Raw genomic sequence first — 26,621 nt, forward strand, 5'->3', positions numbered from 1 at the left:
ATCTCCTTATATGACTAAGACGTTTCAGCGATCTTTTTCCACATCGGAAAAAGGATTTTTTTAAACAAAGAAAGAGGTGAATAAATCACCTCTTTCTTTTATATACCTCTATAGTTTGCTTTTCATAAAAGTTATCCTTTGACTTTATCCTTTTATTATGTTTAAATTGTAAAGGAGCACTCATTTCCAACAATCGTAATATTTCATCCAACGATTCATATTCGAAAGTGGCACGATAAGGAGCGTTAGCCAAACTGGAATCTTTCAACTCTATATTAACATTAAAAGTAAGTCCTACCCGTTTAAACACATATGACAACGGATCATCCCGGAATATCATTAATCCATCTTTCCAGGCATACCATTTATAAGGATCGGTCTTTGCGATAAGGCACTGTTTGGTCTGACTATTAAAGGAAGCACGTTCTCCCGGAACCATAGTGACCGGAGAAGAGTTTCCGAAAGCAACATCAATCTTGCCATTTACCATCGTAACAGCCGTAATCGAATCCATGTTATAGGCTTCTATATTAAAAGCCGTACCCGTAGCTCGCAGGGTTATCTGATCGGTTTTTACGATAAAGGGATTTTCTTTATCGGAATGTACTTCAAAATATCCTTCACCATTTAAGAAAACATCCCGTTCACCTTTCCGGAAAGCCAAAGGATATTTCAGGGAACTTCCACCATTCAGCCAAACGTTGGTTCCATCAGGCAAACGCACCTCGGAAAAAGTTCCATGAGGAGATTTCACCTCCTGATATTCTATTGTATCATACAGATCACTCTCTTTATTCAGATATAAATAAGTACAAAGAATCAACAAAGGAAGAAGAAGGATAGCGGCTACACGCTGCCAATAAACCAATATAGTATGGACTATATTCCTCTTCGTGGCTGCGATATTTGCCCAAATATTTTTTTCAGCTTCAGATACGTCAATCTCAGAGGGGTTAAAAGCAGGATTCATCACCTGCCAGATATTACGCATTTCTTGGAAATAGCAATTATTATCAGGCGATTGCTTTACCCATTCCTCCAGTTCACGGCATTCCTTCACCGTTGCTTTTCCGGATAGATAAGCAGATATAATAAGCTGTATTTGATCTTTGTCTGTCATTTCTTCTCTTTTATGGTGTTAAGACGTCTGAGGAATCATTTTCCACATAGCTTATAACTTTTTTTAGGGAATACCGATTGAAATCAGGAACATGAAGAAATCTTTTAAATATTTCCGCAATAAATCCAATGTTTTACTGACACGGACTTCCACAGTGCGTTCAGAGACATTCAGCTGCTCTGCAATCTCTCTGTATTTCAATCCTTCAAAACGATTCAACATAAAAGCTTCCCGGTATAGCTCGGGAACTTTCTCTAGTGCACGATGTAAATGATCGGACAGGTCCGAATGCAATATATAATTATCCGTATCATATGAATCCAATACAGTACTCTCATATTCAGCTTCATGCTGACGTATTATTTCCAAGTGTCGAAACTCATCAAAACAACTGTTACGGACAGCTTTCAGTAAATAAGATTTTAAGGAGGTTTCAATCTGTATGTTTTTCCGGTCACTCCAAAGTTTCAGGAAGATCGATTGAACAATATCTTCACACGAATTCTTGTCTCTTATAAAGTTACCACAAAATAACACGAGGTCGGTATAATAGGTCTGGAATAAAAAGGAGAAAGCGTCTTTGTTGTCTTGCTTTAAAGCAGACAGAAGAATGATTTCTTGTTGTTTTTCCAGTTTTCCCATATCGATTTTAAGTATTAACTCCTTTTCCCGGCTGCTAAATTAGTTACATTTTTTTTATTTCCAATCTATTTTACATCTACAAAATACCACAACAAAACAAAGCCCCCACGATACAAGATCGCAGAGGCTGTTTTTTTCTGTATTCCTTCCTCACGGGAGAAATTACAGTAAGAACTTTATTTTATTACTTAATATTAATAACCACTTTTTCGCCTGTCGCAGGGTAATTGATGGGTTAAGCAGAGGCGCTGTATTCAACGCCTCCACCCCACCACGTGGAAATTTTAGAATTTATATTTGATTATAAATTTCTTATTTTACGATTGCTTTAACAGCTGCTTCACCTTCTACAGCTACTACAACTACACCAGCAGGAGCAGCGATTTCAGCCTTATCAGAAGAGATTACTGTGTTGGCAACTGTCTGACCAAGAACGTTACTGATAGTAACTTTCTTACCCTGAGCACCAGAGATAGTAACTGTACCGTTACCTGCAACTACACTAACTGAAGAAGCGTTGATATTTTCATTAGCAACAGGATCTTCGCTAGTCTTCTTCAAGTTGAACTGAGCAGCTTCAGCAATATTATCTACTAATACAGGAACACCATTGTGTACACGTACATAACGAGTTTCACCCTTAGAGTTTGCTGTCTGCAGATAGAAGTCAGCATTGCTGCTTCCGTCTACGATGCGGAATGCAAATGTAGCAACATTCAATTTCTTGTTGTTATTCAACATGATTGAATCTTTACCTGCATGTTTTACTGTTCCAGTATATTTAGAACTTGCAATAACCAAAGTATCTTCGATATGTTTAGCTTCTACGAATGCCAGACGATATTTATCCTGATACATGATCGGATCTTTTCCTACTACTGCAGAATCTTCTTCCAAAGAAACCAAGTAACGACCAGTTCTGAATTCTTTTGTATCAATAGTCGGATGCTGGTGGCAATTTTCAATCTTATCCGGACAAGTATTGTACTTACCTGCAGGAGTATAATCGACACCTAGAGCCAACATATACTGAGGCATTGTTGTTGCATTGCGAACATAAGCAGTATCGATAAAGATAGGCAACATACTATTTTCCGGACGATCGGCAACATTGATTACACCTAAGAAGTTCAGACTATCCTTAGCCACTGCAGTTCCATTTTCAGCAGTACGGTTAGCACTGTTTTCATACAGGAAGCGAGTCGGTTCGTTAGCCATATAGAACTTAGCTGTATCAATAGTCAGATCAGTAAAGTCGTCAGTAATAGTTTTACCAAGACGACGGTAGATAGCATTATTGTCATCATCGAATGCAAATGTTGCAATACTGTTTTCAGTATTAATACCTTCTACAGACAATACTAATGACGGGTGTTTAACACCTGATACAGTAGAAAGATCTTTCTGTACTAAAGCATAGTAGCAAACAGCATCTTTATCTTCTTCCTTCAATTCGTTATTTTCTTTGAAATAGAAAGAGGTTGCATTTTCAGCATCAGTCAAAGTATAACCCTTGTCACCGTTAGCCAACAGATAAAGTTTATTTGCTTCGGTAGCCTTCGGATCATAAACCTGAATTTTGTAAGCAATTCTATACAGATTCTTTACACCGTCAATCTTACCTTGATAGCCGAATTTGTCTTTTACAGGAGCTTCATCTTCAAATGTAGCAGGAACGAATACAAACATCTTACCAGCCTTGGCATCCGGATTAACAGCCATAGCTGCATCTTCATCAACTTCTACAAAGTTACCGGCATTCAAACCGTTGAAATACTTCAATGCGAATACATTTTCGATATATTCATCGTAATCGAGAGCCTTGTAGCCAAGAGTTTCAGATGTTACAGTTTCACCGGCAGCTTTCGTCCATGACAAGGTATCGTTTGCACTAATTACACCTGTTCCCAGATTAGTTCCATAGTTAACTGCAAATACTTTATCGTCAGCAGCTTTATACAACTGAACATTTTTAGCATAATATGTTTCCGGATATTCACGGTTGTAGATATTTACAGTCTGAATACCTGCAGCACCTGTGTTCTGTTCAACAACCCACTGTGCACGCGGCATGTGTTCGAAGTTTTGAACATCACCGAATACTTTAGAAGTTTCTTCGTTTGCCCAGATCAGTTTCTGGCCAGCAAAGTTTGCAACTAAATTCTTACCGGTAATAGTTTTGTTAGCTTCTTTTCCAGAGAACAAATCAAAGAAGTATACGCCCGAAGCCAAAGTTGTCTTCACATATTCGTCGTCGATCTTTTTGATTGAGATGCGAGTGTTAACTGTGTTCAAAGGATTTCCCACATAATGATCAGAGCTACCTACTGTTATTTCACTATGGTTATTAGCCAGATAGATCAATCTAACAATATTGTTTTCAGTACCAGCAGCAGAATGATCTGTTTCATTAGCTACACTTAATTCTGGGTTATCTACAGTATTCATATCCCCCCATGAAGTCTGAGCTTTGTTCTTTTTAGCCCAACCACCTGTGCGGATTACCAATGAGTCTGCATTCGGGAAGTAAGTGAACTGGAAGTTGTAACGACCGTTCAAATCCAAACGAGCAAGAGGATCAGCTGTATAACCGAAATCTGCAAATTTACCTGTTGTAAATCGTAAAGGACGATCTCTTTCATTTACTGTTTCAGTAACGAAGTCACGAGCTACAGAGAGATAAGTATTATCTGCTGCTTTATCAGCTTCTTCCAACATCAGAGATACCCATTTGTTATCTGCTACTCCTTTAGCATAATAACCAGAAACAGCTGTGTTCAGAGTGTTTTTAGCAGACGTAATAGCTGCATCCAATGTTTCACCCTCTGCTAATACATCTGTATAAGAAGTTTTAATAGCTGCATCAGCTGTTGCTTTAGAACCAAAGTTGTCACTAACAAATTTAGCAACCGAACCAGATGTTCCAACTGTAGACATAGTCTTAATTTCCTGAGCAGCAGTCAAACGTGCAGCAGCGTCTTTACCATGAACACCAGCAACATAAGCTACTGTAGCTTTCACTACCGCTTTAGCTTGATCGTCACCAGCATATGTAAAACCTTCAATAGCTTCAACTACCTTATCAACAGTTGCAGCATTAACTATAGCGCTACCAGCATCAGTTGCAATCACAGCCAATGCATTCAATACATTTGTTTTCTGACCTGCATCTATAGCACCATCTTTAAGACAGGCTGTTAATAAAGCATTAACAAGCACTTTCTCCTGTGCTTTCTGATAATAAGCAATTTCAGCTATATATAAAGCATCATAAGATGTTGTCAAAGAATTAAACGGATCAGTTCCATCTGCAACAGCAGCCGGGAAACCTACAGCCGGAACAGCTTTGTAAGCATTTTCAGTAAACAAGTTACCGAATACATTCGTTTCGTCGTTAATCACGTTCGGAGTGAATGTGAATTCTGCTTTGCTATCATCCTTTGAAGGATTTTGCTTCCACAACAATGAGTTCAAATCGTCTGCACCTAAAACAATAGCCTCAGGAGAAGCAGGAATAGCTTTAACTACTTGAGTAGGATCACCTGCCGGAACATTCTTTAATGAATACTTTACAGCAGCAAGTTTTACATCATTCGCAATAGAAGCTGCATTTGCTACCAAGACAACAGTTGAGTCATTCTTTTCGCCGAAAGCAGAAGTAAAACTTTTAGCATCAGCAATTTCAAAACCTGCATCCTTAACAACAGATGGAGCAGAAATCCATTTCCATACAGAAACTTCCGATCCCACAGGTACAACCTTACTTGTCAAAGCTGCTGCATTAGGCCATGCAGCAGTACCTTCTTTATTAACTGCGATTGCATCAGATGTATTAACACCCAAAAACTCTCCTGTGCCTACGTTCTGTAATTGGTAAGAGTAACCAGCTTCAGCATTTCCACTGATAACAGCCTTCCAAAGAGTTCTTCTTACTTCAACAGCGTTAATGCCAGTAGCAGAACCATCAACCACAACCAGCTCATATCCTCCAGCATTAGTCGGCTGCATTGCCAGAATATGCTTATCAATGGAAGCACCAACCGCTAATTGGAAATATCCTTTTTCGATAGTCCGCATACCTTCGGTAGGTGCGTTTGCTGTCGCATACTTTGCAAAATCCCCCGTCGGTGCAATCTGCGCAGTAGCTCCGAAACTTGTAACTGCCAGAACAGCAGCTACCAGAGTAGAAAACTTTTTGTTCATAATAAATAATTTAATATTAATACTAAAGTGTAATAAGTTCAATTCACAATTGAAACGCCTCGTTCTGATAATACATGGCGAGTTTAATCGTTCCTTTATTTTAGCCATTGAATTTTGAGGTTAGTCTGTTCGTCTACGAAAGATACTATTTCGTACTTATATTGCTATTCAATTGATAAGAAAGCATATAGAAGGATAAAAAAGATCTTAAAAAGAATCGTTCGTATCAAACTAATTCTTACTTTTGTAGACTAGAAAAAAGGAACGATTTCACTAGTCAGCCCCTTTCTCCATCCATCTTCCTGTATCACAATTCTTTAGACTCCAAAAATCAATATATTTCACCCTTTATATTATAATGTACGTGCGTACATCTATATATACAGCTATTATCCCTTTAATACAGACTATTAGAGTTCTTTTCTGTTAATGCTGCAGAACTAAGAAAAAAGGTCATAACTATTAAGTATTTATATCAGGAGAATTATTACCTTTGGTACGGACTTTTATTTATGTAATACTTACGTTGCATAAAAGAAACGCAAGCCTTACATATTTGCAGACATAGCCTTACATTTACGTAAGACTTGCCTTCCTTTTTATAGATTAGGGAGAAAAATCCTTAGAAGTCATGACGTTACACCTTAAAGATCAGGAAGAAGATGAGTATAGAATATGATCTGTTTGCGAATCCGCCCCAGGAAGGGCAGGAGAAGCCTACTTTACATGCCAGAGCGATCAATACCGAGACCGTCCATACCGACGAACTGGCCAAAATGATCGAAGGCATGAGTACTTTCACGGCGGCCGATATCAAAGGTGCTATCAAGGCGATCGGCGACCGGATGTTTTACTATCTCAGCAACAGCCAAAGCGTGCATCTGGAAGGGATCGGGACATTTTCAGTGACACTGAAATGCAGGCCTGTCGAGAATAAAAAGGATATACGCGCAGCTTCCATCTCATTCAAGAACGTGGAGTTTCGCGCCGATCCGGAGATGAAAAACCGTTTCCGGGGCGTAAGGATCGAACGACGGGAAGGTACCAGCGAGAAGAAAGTGTATACCGACGACATCCGCCAGAAACGCATCTTATGGTATATCAAAAACTACGGGACGATCAATCTGACCGTAGCTGCCAGCATGAATCACTGCACGCGCCAGAAAACCAAGAAAGACCTGGAACAGTTGATCGAGGACAACCAGATACAAAAGAGCTGGTGCGGAAAGCGGGCGTTCTACATCCGGCGGTCGGCCGACCAGAGAACCCCTGAAGCGCCGTCCAACGATTCAATAGAATAAAGATGGAATTATATACCCATATTCCTATTCCCAAAGCCCCTTTTCTGTTCTCATGTACGGAGCGGATGCTGTTGCTAGGCTCCTGTTTCGCCGAGAATATAGGGACAAGGCTTGCCGGGAATAAATTCAATGTAGATATAAATCCGTTCGGCACGCTGTATAATCCCGCATCGATTGCTGCGGCATTGCGCATGTTGCTGCACCCGGAACGGTTCACTGCCGGGGATTTGCTGCAGCAGGGGGGCGTGTACCATAGCTTCGCGCATCACAGCCGTTTCTCTTCCACTTCGGAAAAGGAGTGTCTGGAGAATATAAACGACAGGCTGTTCGCCTCGGCCGGCAAGCTACGTTCGACGGCGTATCTGGTAGTGACACTGGGGACAGCCTACGTGTACCGGCTGAAAAGTTCGGGAGAAGTGGTTGCCAACTGCCATAAACTGCCGGAGAAAATGTTCGACCGCTCGATGCTGTCGGTTACGGAAATCGTTTCGGAATGGAAGGAACTGCTGCTCTCGTTGTGGGAACAGAATCCGGAACTGAAGATACTGTTCACCGTCAGCCCTATTCGCCACTGGAAAGACGGGGCACATGGTAACCAGCTGAGTAAGGCGACTTTGCTGCTGGCCATAGATGAGTTGCAGGCGGCATACCCCGAACGGATCGCCTACTTTCCGGCTTACGAGATCATGATGGACGAGCTGCGCGACTACCGCTTCTATGCGACCGACATGCTCCATCCGTCGGAGCTTGCCATTGATTATATTTGGCAACGTTTTACGGAAAATTTCTTATCGGATGAAACCAAAGGGATCCTTAAAGAATGGGCAGAGATACAAAAGGCTATTAATCACCGCCCGTTTCAGCCCGAAAGTGATGCCTATAAACGGTTTATCTCGCAAACTTTGTTAAAGATGGAACGAATTAACGAGAAATTTCCGTCCTTTGATCTAACCAAAGAGAAGGAAATAATAAAGTCTAAACTAATGTAAAGAATGGAATACTCAATAAAAGAAATCGTTGGAATTATTGGTGCCAAGGCAAACAACCTGCAAGACAGCACTATCAGCATATTACTGACCGACAGCCGCCGGCTCTCTTTTCCGGAACAAAGTCTTTTCTTTGCTCTCAAGACAAAGACCAATGACGGACACAGATATATAAAGGAACTCTACAAACTGCGCGTACGCAATTTTGTGGTAAGCGACATGCTCCCGGAGTTCGAGTCGTTGCAGGATGCTAATTTCCTGGTAGTAAAAGATACGTTGAAGGCGCTTCAGAAACTGGCTGCCTACCATCGTAAACGGTTTAATATTCCCGTGATAGGCATCACCGGAAGTAACGGGAAAACAATTGTGAAGGAATTCCTTTATCAGTTGTTGCATAGGGAGTTCAACATCGTTCGTTCGCCGCGCAGCTATAACTCGCAACTGGGTGTTCCGCTGTCTGTCTGGCAGATGAGTGAAAAGAACACGCTGGGGATTTTCGAGGCGGGTATTTCACAACCGGATGAGATGGAGAACCTGCGTCCTATCATCGCACCGACCATCGGTATCATTACCAATATAGGAGAAGCGCATCAGGAGAACTTTATCTCCACAACGCAGAAATGCCTGGAGAAGCTTACGCTTTTCAACGACTGTGAAGCGATTATTTATGATGGCGACGACGCCTTTATCTCCAACTGCATAGAGTCTGCCTGCCTTTCCCATAAGGCAATTGCCTGGAGTCGTACGGACTCGGAAGCCCCACTTTATATCGAAGCCATCGAGAAGAAGGAGAATGAAACGGTTATCCGTTGTACGCTGCTCGGGTTGACCCAGAAGTATGTCATTCCTTTTACCGACGATGCTTCCATCGAGAATGTGATCCATTGCCTGGCCGTCATGCTTTTCCTGAAGCCGACCAGCGTAAACGGCGTGGAGAAGTTCGCACAACTGGAGCCTGTCGCCATGCGTCTCGACGTGAAACAAGGTATCAACAACTGTATGTTGATAAACGATACTTACAATTCAGATATTAACTCACTGGATATCGCCCTCGACTTTCAGCAGAGCCGCCATGTGGATAAGAACCTGAAATGTACGTTGATCCTTTCCGACATCCTGCAATCCGGCACCTTACCGAAGTCCCTTTACAAAAAGGTGGCCGACCTGGTACGCCGTAAAAAGATAGACCGTATCATCGGTATCGGCCGCGACCTGAAGGAATACGGCAGCGTGTTCGATATGGAGAAGGAGTTCTATAATACAACGGATGATTTTCTTAAATCGCCGACATTCAGGCAGTTTAAGAATGAACTGATCTTGCTTAAGGGTTCACGCCACTTCCATTTTGAACGTATCTCCGAACTGTTGGAGAAGAAGGTGCACGAAACGATCCTCGAAGTTAATCTGGATGCAGTGGTGCATAACTTCAACTATTACCGGTCGAAGCTGAAGCCGGAAACGAAGATGGTTTGTATGGTAAAAGCTTTCGGATACGGAGCCGGTTCCTACGAGCTTGCCAAGACGTTGCAGGAACATCGTTGCGATTATCTGGCCGTAGCTGTTGCCGACGAAGGGGCGGAGCTACGCAAAGAGGGTATTTCTATCCCTATCATCGTCATGAACCCTGAATTCAGCAGCTTCAATGTCTTGTTTGAAAATAACCTGGAACCGGAGATATACAGTTTCCGTCTGCTGGATGCCATGATAAAGGAAACGGAACGTAGAGGTATCACTTCCTACCCGATCCATATCAAGATCGATACGGGAATGCACCGACTGGGCTTCCAACCGGGTGATGTTCCTGCCATCTGCGAACGCCTGAAAGAACAAAGCGGCGTTACGGCACGCTCCGTCTTCTCTCACCTGGTAGGCAGCGACTCATCCATCTTCGATGATTTTACAAAAAAACAACTGGAGATATTCAGCGCAGCGGCTGCCGAACTGGAAAACCTTCTCGAATATAAAGTGATCAAACATATCCTGAACTCTGCGGGAATAGAACGTTTCACCGATTACCAGATGGATATGGTTCGTTTAGGCATCGGCCTTTACGGGGTAAGTGCTTCCGGCATGAAAGGGCTGCGCAATGTAAGCACACTGCGTACGACCATCCTTCAGATACAGCATGTCCCGGCAGGGGATTCGATCGGTTACAGCCGGAAGACATACGTCGACCGAGACTCGCGCATCGCCATCATCCCGATCGGTTATGCCGACGGGCTGGATCGCCACTTTAGCAACCGGGGAGGCGAAGTGTCTATCGGTGGTAAACGTTGCCCGATCGTCGGCAATATCTGTATGGATGCTTGTATGATCGACGTCACCGACACCAACGCCCAGGAGGGCGACCCGGTAATCGTATTCGGTGAGGAACTGCCAGTTAGCGAACTGTCAGACAAGCTAAAGACGATACCTTATGAGATCCTGACCTCGGTTTCTCCGAGGGTGAAGAGAGTATATTACAGGGAATAATTGCTCATCTTGCACATTTTATGTACTTTTGTGCCGTAAATAAATTAAATAAAGGTATGAGTCATAATTTATTGAAAGGAAAGAGAGGCATTATCTTCGGTGCGCTGAATGAGATGTCGATCGCCTGGAAGGTGGCAGAAAGAGCTGTAGAAGAAGGTGCAATCATTACGTTAAGTAATACACCGGTTGCCGTACGTATGGGCGAAGTGGATGCCCTGGCAAAGAAACTGAACGCAGAAGTATTGCCGGCGGACGCTACAAGCGTTGAAGACCTGGAAATGGTATTCTCAAAATCAGTAGAAATACTGGGAGGTAAAATAGATTTCGTATTACATTCTATCGGTATGAGTCCGAACGTACGTAAGAAACGTACTTATGATGATCTGGATTACGGAATGCTTGAAAAGACGTTGGATATATCTGCCGTATCTTTCCATAAGATGTTGCAGGTAGCTAAAAAGCAGGATGCTATTGCCCAAGGTGGTTCCGTTCTTGCTTTGTCATACGTGGCAGCCCAACGTACTTTCTTCGGTTACAACGACATGGCGGATGCCAAGAGTTTGCTGGAATCGATTGCACGCAGCTTCGGATATATCTATGGACGCGAAAAGGGCGTTCGTATCAATACGATCTCTCAGTCGCCGACAATGACAACTGCCGGTAGCGGCGTAAAAGGTATGGAACACCTGTTGGACTTCTCCGATAAGATGAGCCCGCTGGGTAACGCTACGGCCGACGAATGTGCAGACTATTGCGTGATGATGTTCTCCGACCTTACCCGTAAGGTAACGATGCAGAACCTTTATCACGACGGTGGATTCTCAAGTATGGGTATGAGCCTTCGTGCCATGAACCAGTACAGCAAAGGATTAGAAGAGTTTACCGACGAAAACGGTAATATCATTTACGGCTAAAAACCGTAAAAAGCTGACAGATAACAGTTGACAGACAACAGGCACGCGGCTTTCTGCCGATCGATCTCCTGTTTTAACTGTCAACTGTCACTTGTCAACTGTCAACTAAAAAAGCTATGTTAATAAAGATCTATCCGGAAAATCCCAATCCAAGGGAAATAGACAAAGTTATCGAAGTTCTCCGCGACGGAGGTCTGGTAATTTATCCGACCGACACAGTCTACGCGATCGGTTGTGACGCCCTGAATGTGCGTGCTGTCGAAAAGATCTGCCAGATGAAAGGGATCAACCCGCAGAAAAGCAACCTGTCCATCATTTGTTACGATCTTTCAAACCTGAGCGAATATGCCAAAGTGAACAACGCGGCATTCAAACTGATGAAGAAGAACCTGCCGGGCCCTTTCACCTTCATTCTTCCGACAAGTAGCGAATTGCCTAAGATATACAAGAACAGAAAGGAAGTCGGTATCCGCGTGCCCGACAATAACATCATCCGTACACTTGTCAAGGAACTGGGTAACCCGATCCTGACCATGTCTGTGCACGACGATGACGACATGATCGAGTATACCACCGATCCGGAGCTGATACATGAAAAGTATGAGAACCTGGTAGACCTGGTGATTGACGGAGGTTTCGGCGGTTTCGAAGCGTCGACGGTCGTAGATTGTACAACGGACGAGTTCGAGATCGTACGTCAAGGAAAAGGAATATTGGAATAATATCTTACAGACAAAAGCAAGACGGTATGTCATTGAATACATTAGACACACCGTCTTATCTTTTATAGCTTCAATATTTACAAAACTCTGATCTCATCCATAAAGAACCATCCCGGATGACCTACACCACAATGCCAAGACGGACAAGTATTCACACCATCAATCTCAACCTTGATATAACGAGCTTTCACCGGCTGAGACGATTCATTACGGGCCTGGAAGAATTTCACCTCGATTGACTGGTCCTCCGCTATATCTGTTTTCCCGAAGAACTGATAATCCTGATTATTCAATGAAGTGGAATAAGAGACTTTTTTAGGCAAAAATACCCACTGTCCCAACTGGTGCAAAAAGTCACTTTCTATCACGCTCACCTCTTCTTCCTTGCCTAAGTCGAGTATAAATGCTGCATTCTTACCTTCCCAGCCAACCCAGCTCTCTACAAAGGCAGTTCCTCCATATAATTCGTCAATCAGCATCTCCGTTCCTTTTTCGGCATATTTACCGGACGGAGCTTCTATCCACGTTATCTTTGCATTCTTAGCGAAATTCTTTTCAGACTTGGGCAGAAAACGTTTTTCATACAAATCGCAATACTCCAAAGGGGAATTATGACGCTCATTCAAAGTCGGCAACTGATAATAAGCGGCCCGCTCCCTGAATAAAGCCAGCTTTGCCTTAATCTCATCGACATCGTGCCCACGTTCAGCTCTTGCTACTTCCAATTCCGAGTATTGTAACGTCAGGCGTTCGGTCCTTACACGATCCAATAACTGTCTATTACCCGCTACTGCGGCTTCTGCTTTATCAAACAACTCATTGTACCGTTTAAGACAGTTGGTATTTAACATTCCGTTTTTATGTGAAACTGGAGAATCGAAAATCCATAAATCTACTTTACTCCCGAGCAATGCTCCTTCCAGTAGCTTTTCATAATCATACAAATAAGGAGCTGCCGCACCGTAATATCCTTTCATAAACGACTTCATCAGAGAATCCGTATCCAGTGAAGGATTCCACATCAGTTTGCTGACGATGTAAGATCTCATCTCTGTAAATGTTCCGCATTTAGAACCTGCAATCTGGGAGAAATGCATCGTAACATGATGGTCTTTGAACAACTGAATATTCCTTTTCAGAATTGGAAAATTAGGGAACGGAGCCAGATAGCAATCGAAATTGATGCCATAATCCCATACAAATATATTATTACTGATTTTTGACCATCCTTCCATCGCTTTCATAAAGTCACGTCCCGATTCGTTATCCGTCAACGGAACTTCACGCTTACAATCGATATCGCATAGCATAATATTTACATTAGGCAAAGGCTTTATCTGTTTAGGAGGATGCATGGAAAACAAATAGGCCAACGTCGAAAATTCCTTGTCCGGGAAACGGGCCGCCAGCTTATTCAGAAAGTGAATCAGACTACCACTGGGAGAACCTCCTTCCAACTCATCCAGGGCTTTACAGTCAGGACAGGCACAATTAGTAAAATTACCATCATTCTGACTGATAGAAATCATATTCTTACCTGGATTAGCCTTAAAAATGGAATCAACTCTCTGAGATACTATTTCAAAGACTTCCGGATTTGTCAAGCACCACTGACTTGCCGCACCTGGGCGACGTTCACCATTAATAAAAGAATAATACTCCGGATGCTTTTCCCCGAATTCCGACGAAGGCAGAATTTTATCGAACGTATGCACCCACAAATTACCAGCAAATACTTCATTAGGCTCTTCCAGCCGGAACCACATTTTATAGATCGGATCTTCTTTTACCGCATAACTTTGAGTTTGACGATAACGGAAAGCGGGATTCTCTGCCCGGTCGAGTTCTGGTATCTCTATTGTTTTACGCTGATCGAGCATATATGTATGAGCTGTATAATAAGAGACTCCCAAATAATCTTCCAATAGGGTAACAACCCCGTAAATAGTCCCTTTATCACCTCCGCTACTGATTCTTAAAATACCATCGGAAGTAGACAGACGAAATCCGTCTTCAAGCAGTCCGGTTGCATCTCCCTGACCGATTACTACATCTCCTTTTTTAGCTTTTTTACCTTCGATGACAGGAAGAGACGATCCGCTGATCCGCTGGACAAAGTCCTGCAATAATGTCGCAGCTTGTTGATTCACCTGACTGATTTCCGGTATAACGATTCGGGAAACTGGTTTTCCGTCCTTAACCAAAGTCATTTGGGAATAAGCGCCACCCACACAAAGCCATGCAGCCAAAGCAATCCCCAGCAGTTTACATTTGTATTTCATAAAATAATATCAAAGAGTTTATTAATTACAATACTTTATCCGAACTTATCTATATCACAGGATAAATATAATAAAACCCCGAAAGCCGCAGAGCAACATTCGGGGTTTATATCAAGAATCTAACATTTATTAGAAATTACGTCCGGTATCCCACCACAAACGAGTTGCCTCATTATCCGGTCCGTTCAGCAAGCTGACAGCTTTTTCAACTTCTGCCTTGTTCGCGTTCTTATCATTACGCGGGAAGCGCAAACGTTTCACAAATTCACCATTTTCGATACCGCCATTTACCGTGCTGCTATAGTTATTTGCCACCGGGAACAACTTCGGATAACCCGTACGACGGAATTCACTCCAAGCTTCCTGGCCTTCGGGGAACATAGCAATCCATTTCTGGTTGATAATCTTATGAAGCTTTTCTTCGTTGGAAGCAGAAGGATCCCATTTCACCGTACATTTGTCAATACCAGCAATATTATTAACAGGATTATGAGGATCTTCAAAGTTCGCAGCTACACCGGTATCATTTGCAATGTATTTATTGTATGCATCAGCAGAAATTCCATGTTCATCGAATGAAACTTTTATACCCTGTTCATACAGATCCTGAGCACTACCACCCATATCCCAGCCTCTCAAAGCGCCTTCAGCACGCAAGAAATAAGCTTCGGCCACCTTCATCCACGGAAGAGCGTTCGAAATCTGTCCTGGGTTAGTCAAGTCGGAATTCAGACTTCCCTGAATCATATTGATTGTTGAATACATCTGATAGTTAGCTTTATCATCGATCCATGTTCCTTGACGAATACCGATGTATTCACCGATCTTATTGGTTGCCTGCCCGTTGGCATCTTTGATATCTTCATTATTGAACCAGCCTACCGGAGTTACAAATATTGGCAGACGCGGATCATCGTACCCTTTCAGAATAGAAACCAAAGAGGCACCTACACGAATGTCATTATATCCGTAATTAATCTCACGTAATGGATTCTGCACACTGGCACTTCTTACTTCCACATTATTATTTCCGGCTACTAATACACCATATTTATGCTTTACAGCAGCTTCAGCTGTGGCTTTAGCCAACTCCGGAGCAACCATAGAGATACGCATAGCCAAACGTAAACGTAATGTATTTGCAAAACGAATCCATTGCGTATGGTCAGCTCCACAGACAATGTCGAAATCAGAAATACGGGCAGCATCAGCATTGCCGGCATCTACGAATGCAGTTAAAGCATCTACGCTCTCATTCAACTCTTGAATAAAAGTCTTATACAATGTTTCTACATCATCATAAGGAACAGATGCACCACCCTGCATGGCTTGTGTGTAAGGTATAGGGCCATAAATATCAACGATACGATGCATAGCCTCCACACGAATAATTTTAGCTATGGAAACAAAATCCGGTTCTTCCGTTGCTTTCAGGATATCGCTGATCGGCTTCATCACATACGATTCGCCGGCAGTGAACGGCATCTCATTCCAACCTTCATTCATGGCATAGGTAGAATTGCAATAATTACCGCCAAAAGCAGTCGGCACACCCATATAACCAGAATACAAGTCCGCATTCAGGTTCTGCATCAACTGATATTCATAATGTCTGTTCTGATAGTTCAGATAAATGGAAGTGATTGGCTGATTAAAACGTGCCGCCACTCCGATTTGTTCAGGTTTTAAGCCGTTCGGATTCGTGTTAATTGATTCAAAATCCCCTGTACAAGACACATTCCCCATTAACATGGCAACGGCACACAGAGGCAACATTTTCTTTATTTTTTGGAATATATTTCTTTTCATAATGACTATCTATTAGAATGTTACTTTTACATTGATACCATAACTGCGAGAAGTTGGAAGACCGAATGTATCGAATCCACCCCACGCATTATCTGTAGAAACAGAAGAATCCGGATCATGCGGAGAATTCTTCTTAAAGAAGAACAAATTACGTCCTACCAACGATAAATTCAAGTTCTTCGATACCCCCAACAAATTACGGAATGTATACCCCAAAGAAACTTCACGTAAACGGAAATTAGTAGCAGAATAAGTATATTCGCTGTTACATTTATCCTTTCCGGCTACAGCCGAATAGTAAATCTGAGCATCTATCTTCTGTCCGTTACCTACATCTACACCTCCGTTATCACGAGCATCGGCAGTAGTTTCCGTTACACCATAGCTGTCCAGATAACTCTGAGTCATACCGATCGTATTACCACCAATCTTTCCGTCGATCAAGAAGTAAAAAGAAAAGTCTTTATAAGTGATCGTGTTTCCCCAACCTAATTGCCAGTCAGGATTTACATTACCCAAGTATTCCTGCGTGTCGCTCTTAACGGGTACACCACTTTCGTTCAATTTGACGGAACCATCTTCGTTACGCAATAACTTATAACCGTAAATATCACCGTAAGAACCTCCCTCTTTCAACATAAAACGGAAACCGGAACCACTACCGATCTGTACACCATCAGGAAGACGGGAATCCAGTTCTTTTATTTTATTATGGTTATAAGACATATTCAGCTCAGTCTTCCAACTCCAATCTTTTGCAAAATCCCAACGATAGCTGGCAGAAGCTTCAACACCCTGGTTTTCTATGTTACCGGCATTGATATAATAGCTTGAATATCCTGAAGCTAACGGAGCTGCAATAGAGAAATACTGGTTTTTATTATTTGTCTTATAATACGTAACATCAAAATTGAAACGGTTATCAAACATAACCAAATCGACACCGAACTCCATTGAATGCATCTTTTCCGGTTTCATTTCCGTAAACGGTTCACTGGTATTCGGTTCCAGAGCCCCAAGATTAATACCATCCAACGGATATGTAATGTATGCCGGCACGTCATTACCTACAATAGAATATGAACCGCGGAACTTCAATAGATCTATCTTTTCACCCATCGGGATCATTTCATTCAGCAAAGCCGTTACACCAACAGACGGGTAAAAGAAAGAGAAATTGTTAGTAAAGGCCAATGTAGAAGACCAGTCGTTACGGCCGGTAACATCCAAATAAACCATTCCGTTATATCCGAACTGAACAGTACCGAAAACTGAGTTCAACCGTTTGCGAGGATTGCTTGTACGCTGATTACCATTACCTGCAATATTTTCAGGCACAAAATAATTTGCCTCAATCAAGCCTAATTTATCACTATCCAAAATCAAATTCTGAACCTTCGAATCCATAAAGCTTGTACCCAAAGAAGCATTCAATTCCCACTTTTCATTCCAGGTTTTATTGAAGTTGACCATAAAGTCTCCATAAAACTGCTTTGCATCAAAACGTTCCTGACGGTAGCGTCCCTTGCCACCTGGAGCCCACGTAGTCGTTGTAGTTGCATACCATTTGCGTTCGAATCTGTCGAATGTATTATCTACGCTCAAACGTCCCTGTACATTCAGGTAATCAGTAATTTTCAGCTTTGCAGTAGCAGATGCCATAATACGATCACGTTTCTCTTTGGATGTGATACGGTTCAGTACCCAATATGGATTGGCTGTAAAATCATCTAACGGGGTATACCAGTTCTGGGCATTCCAGTTCTTTGAGCCATCGAATACTTCGAAATTATTCTTATAATAGTCCCAGTCACCATTAGCGGGGAACGTGTAAGCACCCGTCAAAGCATTATTATAGGTACCACCGTGAGGACGGTTTGAAGCCTTCTGAGTAATATAAGACAAAGTTGCATCAATCGTCAGCCTATCCTGGAACAATTTGAATGATTCACGGGCAGTCATGTTATGACGATAGAATGTATTTTCCGGCATCATACCAATGGCAGAAGTATTCGCATATGAAAGGAAACTCTGAGCCTTCTCAGTACCGCCGTTAATTGTAACAGAGTTGATATAGGTCGAACCTACACGAAAGAAATCATTCAATCGTTCTTTTGCTTTTGAATCATTGTCTGCGATTTTTTCACCCCAACTCATAGCACTCAGTTGATCACCCGTTTTCACAGCCCCATAACGTCCTTGTAACTTCGGTGCTGTTAACGGAGTTTCCAATGTAATATTAGAAGAGAAATCGACCCGGGCTGCACCTTCACGACCTTTCTTTGTCGTAATCATAATTACACCATTAGCGGCCATACTACCATATAATGCAGCAGCCGATGCACCTTTCAAAACGTTCATGCTTGCAATATCGTCTGGGTTCAAATTCGACAGAGCATCTCCCCCGTCTCGTCCTTCATACTCCCCGGCTTGCTGAGTCGTCTTCGGATTGTTCATCGGCATACCATCGATCACAATCAACGCCTGGTTGTTACCATATACAGATTTATTACCGCGCAGGATAATCTTGGAAGAACCACCTGCACCCGAAGAGTTCGGGGTAATAACCAAACCTGCAGTTTTACCCTGCAAAGCATTGATCATATTCGCATCTTTTGCACGTGTTAATTCCTGATTGCTCACCTGCTGAGTTGCATAAGTTAACGATTTAGCTTTACGCTGGATACCCATGGCAGTTACAACAACCTCTTCGATCTTTTCTGAATCGGAGATCATATCTACATTAATAACAGAACGGTCACCAACAACTTCTTCTATCGTCGTCATTCCTATGTAAGAAAATTCGATAGTTGCATTGTCACCAACCATCAACGTGTACTTTCCGTCCAAATCGGTAACTGTTCCGTTTGTCGTCCCTTTTTCGACAACATTACATCCAATCAACGGCATATTTACCTCTTTTTCCATAACGACACCACTCACTGTCTTTTGTGCCCAAAGCACATTGGTACATATTCCTATGCAGAATAGTACTAGCATAACAAAGCTCTTCCTCATAAAGTTAGATTGTTTAGATGAGTTAATAATAAAAAATTTCATAATACTTAATCCTAAGTTTAATAAACGATTTAACATTTTGCCAGGTTTAACCAGCCACAAGAACATAGTTCTATCAGAACTATCGTAGATATTATCATACTCAGTCTACTAAACGATTAAGCGGTTAGGGAGCCAAACAATATTTGTTCAACTATACATAAAAAATATGTTTATCGTAACACAAATAAAGCATGTTTCCCTAACCATTTAATCGATTATTAAAATGAGAAATATATAATTTACGTAAGTTCTGATAGAACTATGGCATTTACCATTTATTTGAAGCCTTTATTCTCCGATTCTCCCCTAAAATACCTACCTTTGTAAAAAGACATTAATACAGAACTATGAACTGGACCCAATTACTTTCAGGCAAACGTTTCGGAATGGAAGAGTATCATGAACGCAAACATGAGCGTACTGATTTCCAGCGGGATTACGACCGGTTAATTTTCTCTTCCCCTTTTCGCAGATTACAGAATAAAACGCAGGTATTTCCCCTTCCAGGCAGCATCTTCGTTCATAACCGTTTGACGCATAGCCTGGAGGTTTCCTGTGTAGGCCGTTCATTAGGAAACAACGTAGCCAAAGGATTAATGCATAAGTATCCCGACGGAAGTATCAATTTTCCGGAAATAGGTTCCATAGTATCTGCCGCCTGCCTGGCCCATGATATGGGAAACCCTCCTTTCGGACACTCGGGCGAACGAGCCATTTCCGCTTATTTCTCTGAAGGAAACGGCAGTTACCTGGAAGATGAGATACGTTCTAACGGTGGCCGCTGGGAAGATTTTCTTCATTTCGAGGGAAATGCCAATGCCATGCGTCTGCTTACCCATCAGTTTATCGGGAGACGCAAAGGGGGATTTGCCTTAACATACAGCACATTGGCTTCCATCATAAAATATCCTTATGCTTCGATCTACTCCGGAAAGAAAGGGAAGTTCGGTTTCTTCCAGTCGGAAGAAGAATCTTACCTGCGCATAGCGACAGAACTGGGAATAAATAAAAATCCGGAAGATGCGAACAAGTTTGTCCGTTATCCGCTGGTCTATCTGGTGGAAGCTGCCGACGATATCTGCTATCAGATCATGGATATCGAGGATGCCTGTAAACTGCATATCCTGACAACGGAAGAAGCCATCCAGCTTTTATTGAACTTCTTTGAAGGGGAACGCCTCGAGCGCATCATCAAAGTTATGAAGATGGTAGACGATACCAACGAACAGATCGCCTATCTCCGTTCCTGTATCATCGGATTGCTGGTAGATGAATGTTCACGCGTCTTTCTGGAAAATGAAGAAGGAATACTTACCGGCACTTATAATATACCTCTGATCGAGCAAATCAGCACGAAAGCCAAAGAGGCTTATGAAACCTGTTCCAGAACGGCTTATAAAAAGATTTATCGTGCCAAAGAAGTGCTCGACATCGAACTGGCCGGTTACCATATCTTCAGCCACCTTATCGACAGCCTGACAGAAGCGGTTATGAACCAGAGCCATGCTTACAGCAAGCTCCTGTTGCAACGCATACCGGAACAGTACGACACCAATGCCCCTACCACTTACGGCAAGGTACAATGCGTGCTTGATTATATATCAGGAATGACAGACGTGTATGCGCTCGACCTGTACCGTAAGATCACAGGGATGAGCCTTCCGGCCGTATAATCAATACTCTTCGCGGTATTTACCTTCTTCCTTGTCTTCGAGGATACTGAGGTAACTCTTGTAGCGCGACTCGCTGATGTAATTTTCTTCGAGCGCTTTAAGCACCGCACAGCCCGGTTCATGCCGGTGTGAGCAGTCGCTGAACTTGCAGTCAGCCGAGAACTTGAATATTTCGGGGAAATAATGGGATATTTCGGCCGTCTCCATCTCAATCGTACCGAAGCCCTTGATCCCCGGAGTATCGATCAGGTAACCACCTTCCGGCAACGGGATCATTTCCGAGAAAGTGGTGGTATGCATCCCTTTATTATGATATTCGGAGATATCGCCCGTCCGAAGGTTCACACCGGGAACAAGCTTATTAATGATCGTAGACTTACCGACCCCCGAATGGCCGGATAAAAGCGTGATCTTGTCCTTCAGTTCGGCCTTCAACTCCTCCAGTCCCTCACCCGTCTTCGCACAAAGCGTAGAGCAAGGATAACCGATCGTAGTATACAGGTTCATCATCGCGTCAAGATATTCTTTTTCTTCTCCTTTATAACGGTCGACCTTATTGAAGATCATTTTAACCGGTACGCGGTAAGCTTCGGCAGTAGCCAGAAAGCGGTCGATAAAAACAGTTGTGGTAATCGGATAATTGACAGTGACGATCAGCATTGCCTGATCGAGATTAGCAGCAATGATATGCGACTGTTTCGACAAATTGGATGCCCGGCGGATGATATAGTTCTTCCGGTCTTCAATATGGGTAATAAACGCCGTGCCTTCGTTATTGATATTGATATCGACACGATCGCCCACCGAGACAGGGTTTGTGCTGCGGATCTCTTTCAAACGGAAGTTACCTTTTACTTTACTCTCCACATCACGGCCATCGTCGGTACGCACGGTATACCAGCTACCTGTATTTTTTATTACCAGTCCTCTCATTCCTTCTTAATTGTCTTATATAAAAAAAGAAGGGCGAAAATTGTTTCGCCCCTACAAGTTATACTGTCATTATTTCTTTTTCTTTAGCAGCGTAGAGGTCATCTACTTTTTTGATAAACCGATCGTGTATCTTCTGAACTTCCGCTTCAGCATCTTTTGCCACATCTTCGGGAGTACCATCCGCTTTCACACTTTTCTTGATCGACTCGATAGCATCACGACGGGCATTACGAATACTGATCTTAGCTGTTTCAGCTTCCTGTTTAGACTGTTTCGCCAACGCACGGCGACGTTCTTCCGTCAGTGGAGGAATACCCAGACGGATAATCTCACCATTATTTTCAGGAGTGATACCTACTTCCGAGTTCATGATCGCTTTCTCGATCTCCTTGATAAGCGGCTTTTCCCACGGGGTGATGATGATGGTTTTTGCATCCGGTGTATTTACCGAAGCAACATTAGTTAGAGGAACAAGACTTCCGTAATAAGGCACCTTCACGCTGTCAAGGATTTTCGGATTAGCCTTACCGGCACGGATGTGAGCCAACTGATCGTCGAGATATTCAATCGCAAACGTCATTTTCTCTTCTGCGGCCTGTACATACTGCTTTATTTCTGCCATAACTGATTATATTTTTGTTTCTGTTTTTTTCAATAAACAAAAGTAGTAAAGTTTTTGAACCTGACAAACAAAATGCTTTTTTAGCGGTATAATTCAATAGCATAAAGCGTGTTGGAAACGAATACTCCCTATCCGCTTACATAACTGTACCGGATAGGGAGTACATTTATTCATCCCGAGAGTTGTTTCATCAGGGAGAAACAACTGTTTCACTTAGGTGGAACAAGTGTTTCTCCTAAGTGAAACTCTCATTGCTTCAGCTTCGGGCAGAGGAAAGCCAGGTACAAGACTCCGACACTCAATACGATCACCGCTCCCAGCTGTGAAGCCATTGCATCCGACAGGAAGCCCATAAAGAGCGGGAAGATCGTTCCGCCGAACAAGCCCATGATCATCAGGCCGGATATTTCATTCTTGCGTTGCGGCATCGATTGGATGGCCTGCGAGAAAATAATGGAGAACACATTGGAGTTGCCGAACCCGATCAGTCCTATACATATATATATAACTTCTTTGCTTTGGAAGATGGAAAGGCCGACCATAGCCGCCAACATCATTAGAACACTGATACCGAAAAATACCTTTGCCGACATCCGCGTCAGGATAAAAGCCCCCAGGAAACAACCGATCGTACGGAGAATAAAATAGAGACTGGTTGCGAACGAAGCTTCGTGTAGTCCCATTCCCAGACGTTCCATTAATATCTTGGGAGCGGTCGTGTTGGTTCCCACGTCGATACCGACATGACACATGATCCCGATAAAGCACAGCAGGATAAACGGTTTACCGAGCAAGGCGAAGCATTCGCCGAACGTAGAGGGCTTCCCTTCCGGCTTCTCCTCTTCTATCTGCGTAGCTCCAAGCAGAAGAACCGCAACGACGGCTACCACCATATAGATCGGGAAAAGTATCCGCCAGCCCATACCGAAGGAAGGGATGGCCGCCGTAGCTCCCCACATGGCGATATACGGAGCCAGGAAAGAGGCGATCGCTTTCACAAACTGGCCGAACGTAAGGCTGCTTGCCAGTTTATCGCCACTGATCACATTCGACAACAACGGGTTAAGTGATGTCTGCATCAAGGCATTACCGATACCCAGCAGAGAGAAAGAAAGTAGCATCAGCGTATAACCGTCACCAAAGATGGGAAGAAGCAGTGAAAAGAAAGTCACTACCAGACTGAGCAACACGGTTTTCTTCCGTCCGATGCGGTTCATCAACATTCCTGTCGGCACCGAGAAGATCAGGAACCAGAAGAATACCAATGAAGGGAAGATATTCGCCTCCGAGTCGGTCAGGTTCAGGTCTGCCTTTACATAGTTGGAAGCGATACCTACCAGATCCACAAATCCCATAGCGAAGAACGCCAGCATGATCGGGATCAACTTAATATAGAGTCCTTTTTCTTTCATGATCAGTTTTTATTGGGGTATTCCGGCCACGCACCTTCCTGGGTACAAACAAACGCTGCTGTTTCTACCGCTGCCTGATGGGCTTCGCGCAGGGATTTACCGGTTAATATGGAATAGATAAAAGCTCCGGAGAACGAGTCGCCGGCACCAACCGTATCGGCTACCTGCACTTTGGGAGTCGGGATGGTGGATGCCTCATCAGCGGTATAGATAGAGCTGAAAGAGCTTCCGGCAGTCAGGATCATATAACGCAGGTTGTATTTACCGATCAGCTGGCGGCATACTTCCTCATTCGTGCCTTCCAGGTCGCACATCGTACGTATCAGCACCAGCTCGTCATCATTGATCTTGAACACATTCGCCTTATGCAGCAATGTTTCGATCAGTTCCTTCGAATAATACGACTGGCGAATATTGATATCGAAGAAGCGCAAGGCATCTTCGCGAGCATAGGATAATAAAGTTAAGATCGTTTCCCTCGAAGCGGCAGAGCGCAAGGCAAGCGTTCCGAAACAGATTGCATCCGCTTTCTTCACCAGGTCGATCGCTTCCTGTGTAAGAGGTATATAATCCCAGGCTACACCTTCGATGATGGTATAAGTCGGGATACCATCTTTCAGTTCTACCATGACACTTCCGGTAGGATGTTCCACGATCCCCAGGCTATTGGAAATATGGCTCTTTTCCAGTTCCTGGATGATCTCGGTTCCGGATACGTCATTTCCTACGGCACTGATCGCATATCCTTCCGCTCCCATCTGGGTAGCGTGATAAACAAAATTGATCGGAGCTCCTCCGGCTCTCTTTCCTGTGGGCAGCACATCCCATAACAGTTCGCCGATCCCTACAACTATTGGCTTGTTCTTTTTCATCATTTATATGTTTTTTATTTCCAGATTGAACGTATTTCAGTAATTTTTCCATCGACCAGCTCCACATTACCATTTTCGGTAAAGAGTTCTATCGTATCAAACGGTTCCGAAGGATAGAATACATCCGTCACGACAACGCGCCCTCCTGCTGTAAAGAACTCGACGGAAGCAACATCTATCAGCAATGTCCATTCGACTTCCGGAGTATTCACGATATAAGGTACCGAATGAACTGAGGCGAACTTATCAGAGAATACCTCGCCGACTGCATTTGTACGGTCTACGTAGAACAGCTTGTCCACATTCTCATAGCCGATAGTTATATATTCGCCTTTGTTGTTTTTCAAGCGCACACCATAACGGGATGCAAAGCCCAACTGGGTATTATCCTTCTGATTAAACGTCAGCTTGATCTCTATCGGGGCTTTCCCGAATTCGAACTTATCGGATAAAAGGGCTGATTTACTGACCTTCATAGCATCGAGGGTGACAGACTCGCCGTATAAAGCATCCAGTTCTTTTACCGGTTCGGAAGTCAGCAAATAGATCGACTCGTCTTTTACCAGTCCCAGTTCACGTGGGAATGTGGCAGCACCACTCCATTTCACACACGGTTTTGCACCGGCATATTCCCAGTTGTTCATCCAGCCGATTAATATCTGTCTGCCGCCGGGCGCATCCGACCAGGTTACTCCGGCATAATTATCTTTGCCATGATCCATCCAGAAGGTTTTCTTCTGGTCGCTGGAAAACGTCTTACCATCAAAGTCTCCGACAAAGTATTGAGTAGCGGAACCGCCTGCCGGGCCACCGGGGTTAATATTAACCAGCAACACCCATTTGGTTTCGTCCGAATCTTTTACCTTCAGAGGAAGCAGGTCGGGACATTCCCAAACACCATCGTGGCAACCCTGCCCTTTACCGAACTCGCTCAGGAAAGACCAGTCTAGACAATTCTTAGAACCATAGAAAGTGATGGTTTGTCCGGATGCCACAGACATGATCCACTGTCCGCTCTCTTCATGCCAGAAGACTTTAGGATCGCGGAAATCGCGGATACCGGGATTCTTCAGCACCGGATTCTTATCATATTTTATCCAGGTACGGCCTTTATCGATACTGTAAGCCACGCCCTGCGATTCGATCTCTATCTGTTTCGCCTGCTCTATATCCGGGTTATGATAAGTGAAGAAGGCTACTAAAGGTGGATTCTCCGCAGTTCCGAAACCGGACGTATTCTTCCAGTCGACCACTGCACTACCCGAGAATATATATCCCAGACTATCGGGATAAAGGGCGATAGGCATGTGTTCCCAATGCACCAGGTCTTTACTGATCGCATGCCCCCAGTGCATCGGCCCCCACACGGATGCTTCAGGATAATGCTGATAAAACAGGTGATATTCTCCTTCATAATACACCATGCCGTTCGGGTCGTTCATCCAATGTTCTGCCGGTGAGAAATGGAACTGGGGACGATACTTTTCCTGAAACGCGGCGATATTGTCCCCGGTTTCAGCTTTCGGTTTACTATTCTTACACGATATCATGCACAGTATAACAACTATTGGTATTGTCAGATATAAAACATATTTCAT

At 43.3% G+C, this 26,621-nt stretch carries 17 protein-coding genes; 6 read left to right on the forward strand and 11 right to left on the reverse strand.

All coding sequences use genetic code 11. The features are described from left to right. Positions 1–85: 85 nt before the first annotated feature. The 3 genes from HMPREF1536_RS06815 to HMPREF1536_RS26555 form a co-directional block, all read right to left on the reverse strand. A complete protein-coding gene (locus HMPREF1536_RS06815) occupies positions 86–1,120 on the reverse strand; it encodes a FecR domain-containing protein (protein ID WP_028727188.1) in 1,035 nt (344 codons plus the stop codon). Positions 1,121–1,183: 63 nt separating this feature from the next. Continuing rightward, positions 1,184–1,762, reverse strand: coding sequence for an RNA polymerase sigma-70 factor (locus HMPREF1536_RS06820; protein WP_028727189.1), 579 nt, complete (start codon positions 1,760–1,762; stop codon positions 1,184–1,186). Positions 1,763–2,074: 312 nt separating this feature from the next. After that, positions 2,075–5,965, reverse strand: a complete 3,891-nt coding sequence (locus tag HMPREF1536_RS26555; RefSeq protein ID WP_028727190.1) for a DUF6383 domain-containing protein — start codon at positions 5,963–5,965, stop codon at positions 2,075–2,077. A gap of 662 nt (positions 5,966–6,627) precedes the next feature. On the opposite strand from HMPREF1536_RS26555, the gene HMPREF1536_RS06830 reads away from it, so the two are divergent. The 5 genes from HMPREF1536_RS06830 (at position 6,628) to HMPREF1536_RS06850 (ending at position 12,360) form a co-directional block, all read left to right on the forward strand. Continuing rightward, positions 6,628–7,266, forward strand: coding sequence for an HU family DNA-binding protein (locus HMPREF1536_RS06830; protein ID WP_028727191.1), 639 nt, complete (start codon positions 6,628–6,630; stop codon positions 7,264–7,266). 2 nt (positions 7,267–7,268) lie between these two features. Beyond that, the gene (locus HMPREF1536_RS06835; RefSeq protein WP_028727192.1) at positions 7,269–8,255 is read left to right on the forward strand and encodes a GSCFA domain-containing protein; all 987 of its coding nucleotides are present in this window, start codon (positions 7,269–7,271) and stop codon (positions 8,253–8,255) included. 3 nt (positions 8,256–8,258) lie between these two features. Next, a complete protein-coding gene (locus tag HMPREF1536_RS06840) occupies positions 8,259–10,724 on the forward strand; it encodes a bifunctional UDP-N-acetylmuramoyl-tripeptide:D-alanyl-D-alanine ligase/alanine racemase (protein ID WP_028727193.1) in 2,466 nt (821 codons plus the stop codon). A gap of 56 nt (positions 10,725–10,780) precedes the next feature. After that, entirely contained in the window at positions 10,781–11,638 is an 858-nt protein-coding gene (locus HMPREF1536_RS06845; RefSeq protein ID WP_028727194.1) for an enoyl-ACP reductase FabI, read from the forward strand. Between the two features lie 116 nt (positions 11,639–11,754). Next, complete coding sequence (locus HMPREF1536_RS06850) at positions 11,755–12,360, forward strand: L-threonylcarbamoyladenylate synthase (RefSeq protein WP_028727195.1); 606 nt, start codon at positions 11,755–11,757, stop codon at positions 12,358–12,360. A gap of 77 nt (positions 12,361–12,437) precedes the next feature. Here HMPREF1536_RS06850 and HMPREF1536_RS06855 read toward each other — a convergent pair whose 3' ends face one another. The 3 genes from HMPREF1536_RS06855 to HMPREF1536_RS06865 form a co-directional block, all read right to left on the reverse strand. Beyond that, a complete protein-coding gene (locus HMPREF1536_RS06855; protein WP_028727196.1) occupies positions 12,438–14,642 on the reverse strand; it encodes a DUF4838 domain-containing protein in 2,205 nt (734 codons plus the stop codon). A gap of 129 nt (positions 14,643–14,771) precedes the next feature. Continuing rightward, complete coding sequence (locus HMPREF1536_RS06860) at positions 14,772–16,451, reverse strand: SusD/RagB family nutrient-binding outer membrane lipoprotein (protein WP_028727197.1); 1,680 nt, start codon at positions 16,449–16,451, stop codon at positions 14,772–14,774. A gap of 12 nt (positions 16,452–16,463) precedes the next feature. Further along, positions 16,464–19,469, reverse strand: a complete 3,006-nt coding sequence (locus tag HMPREF1536_RS06865) for a SusC/RagA family TonB-linked outer membrane protein (RefSeq protein WP_028727198.1) — start codon at positions 19,467–19,469, stop codon at positions 16,464–16,466. Between the two features lie 389 nt (positions 19,470–19,858). Between HMPREF1536_RS06865 and dgt the strand changes: the two genes are divergently transcribed. Further along, positions 19,859–21,184: a dGTP triphosphohydrolase gene (dgt, locus tag HMPREF1536_RS06870; protein ID WP_028727199.1), complete on the forward strand. Its 1,326-nt coding sequence runs from the start codon at positions 19,859–19,861 to the stop codon at positions 21,182–21,184. Here dgt and rsgA read toward each other — a convergent pair whose 3' ends face one another. From rsgA to HMPREF1536_RS06895, 5 genes are all read right to left on the reverse strand, one after another. Beyond that, a complete protein-coding gene (gene rsgA / locus HMPREF1536_RS06875; RefSeq protein ID WP_028727200.1) occupies positions 21,185–22,117 on the reverse strand; it encodes a ribosome small subunit-dependent GTPase A in 933 nt (310 codons plus the stop codon). It abuts the gene before it with no gap. Between the two features lie 58 nt (positions 22,118–22,175). Continuing rightward, the gene (gene frr, locus HMPREF1536_RS06880; RefSeq protein WP_028727201.1) at positions 22,176–22,739 is read right to left on the reverse strand and encodes a ribosome recycling factor; all 564 of its coding nucleotides are present in this window, start codon (positions 22,737–22,739) and stop codon (positions 22,176–22,178) included. A 248-nt stretch (positions 22,740–22,987) separates the two neighbouring features. Beyond that, positions 22,988–24,151, reverse strand: coding sequence for an MFS transporter (locus HMPREF1536_RS06885; protein WP_028727202.1), 1,164 nt, complete (start codon positions 24,149–24,151; stop codon positions 22,988–22,990). A gap of 2 nt (positions 24,152–24,153) precedes the next feature. Then, the gene (locus tag HMPREF1536_RS06890; protein ID WP_028727203.1) at positions 24,154–25,023 is read right to left on the reverse strand and encodes a carbohydrate kinase family protein; all 870 of its coding nucleotides are present in this window, start codon (positions 25,021–25,023) and stop codon (positions 24,154–24,156) included. 14 nt (positions 25,024–25,037) lie between these two features. Beyond that, a complete protein-coding gene (locus HMPREF1536_RS06895) occupies positions 25,038–26,573 on the reverse strand; it encodes a glycoside hydrolase family 32 protein (protein WP_199884255.1) in 1,536 nt (511 codons plus the stop codon). Positions 26,574–26,621 lie beyond the last annotated feature (48 nt).

Origin of the sequence: Parabacteroides gordonii MS-1 = DSM 23371 (genome assembly GCF_000969825.1) — a bacterium.
Taxonomy (GTDB): Bacteria; Bacteroidota; Bacteroidia; order Bacteroidales; family Tannerellaceae; genus Parabacteroides; species Parabacteroides gordonii.

Bases quoted from the DNA above. Each gene is read 5' to 3' on its own strand.
- dgt (WP_028727199.1), top strand. From the start codon at position 19,859: ATGAACTGGACCCAATTACTTTCAGGCAAACGTTTCGGAATGGAAGAG.
- HMPREF1536_RS06895 (WP_199884255.1), bottom strand. From the start codon at position 26,573: ATGATATCGTGTAAGAATAGTAAACCGAAAGCTGAAACCGGGGACAAT.
- HMPREF1536_RS06835 (WP_028727192.1), top strand. From the start codon at position 7,269: ATGGAATTATATACCCATATTCCTATTCCCAAAGCCCCTTTTCTGTTC.
- HMPREF1536_RS06830 (WP_028727191.1), top strand. From the start codon at position 6,628: ATGAGTATAGAATATGATCTGTTTGCGAATCCGCCCCAGGAAGGGCAG.
- HMPREF1536_RS06845 (WP_028727194.1), top strand. From the start codon at position 10,781: ATGAGTCATAATTTATTGAAAGGAAAGAGAGGCATTATCTTCGGTGCG.
- HMPREF1536_RS06850 (WP_028727195.1), top strand. From the start codon at position 11,755: ATGTTAATAAAGATCTATCCGGAAAATCCCAATCCAAGGGAAATAGAC.
- HMPREF1536_RS06855 (WP_028727196.1), bottom strand. From the start codon at position 14,642: ATGAAATACAAATGTAAACTGCTGGGGATTGCTTTGGCTGCATGGCTT.
- HMPREF1536_RS06865 (WP_028727198.1), bottom strand. From the start codon at position 19,469: ATGAGGAAGAGCTTTGTTATGCTAGTACTATTCTGCATAGGAATATGT.
- HMPREF1536_RS06860 (WP_028727197.1), bottom strand. From the start codon at position 16,451: ATGAAAAGAAATATATTCCAAAAAATAAAGAAAATGTTGCCTCTGTGT.
- HMPREF1536_RS06890 (WP_028727203.1), bottom strand. From the start codon at position 25,023: ATGAAAAAGAACAAGCCAATAGTTGTAGGGATCGGCGAACTGTTATGG.
- HMPREF1536_RS06815 (WP_028727188.1), bottom strand. From the start codon at position 1,120: ATGACAGACAAAGATCAAATACAGCTTATTATATCTGCTTATCTATCC.
- HMPREF1536_RS06820 (WP_028727189.1), bottom strand. From the start codon at position 1,762: ATGGGAAAACTGGAAAAACAACAAGAAATCATTCTTCTGTCTGCTTTA.
- HMPREF1536_RS06885 (WP_028727202.1), bottom strand. From the start codon at position 24,151: ATGAAAGAAAAAGGACTCTATATTAAGTTGATCCCGATCATGCTGGCG.
- HMPREF1536_RS26555 (WP_028727190.1), bottom strand. From the start codon at position 5,965: ATGAACAAAAAGTTTTCTACTCTGGTAGCTGCTGTTCTGGCAGTTACA.
- rsgA (WP_028727200.1), bottom strand. From the start codon at position 22,117: ATGAGAGGACTGGTAATAAAAAATACAGGTAGCTGGTATACCGTGCGT.
- HMPREF1536_RS06840 (WP_028727193.1), top strand. From the start codon at position 8,259: ATGGAATACTCAATAAAAGAAATCGTTGGAATTATTGGTGCCAAGGCA.
- frr (WP_028727201.1), bottom strand. From the start codon at position 22,739: ATGGCAGAAATAAAGCAGTATGTACAGGCCGCAGAAGAGAAAATGACG.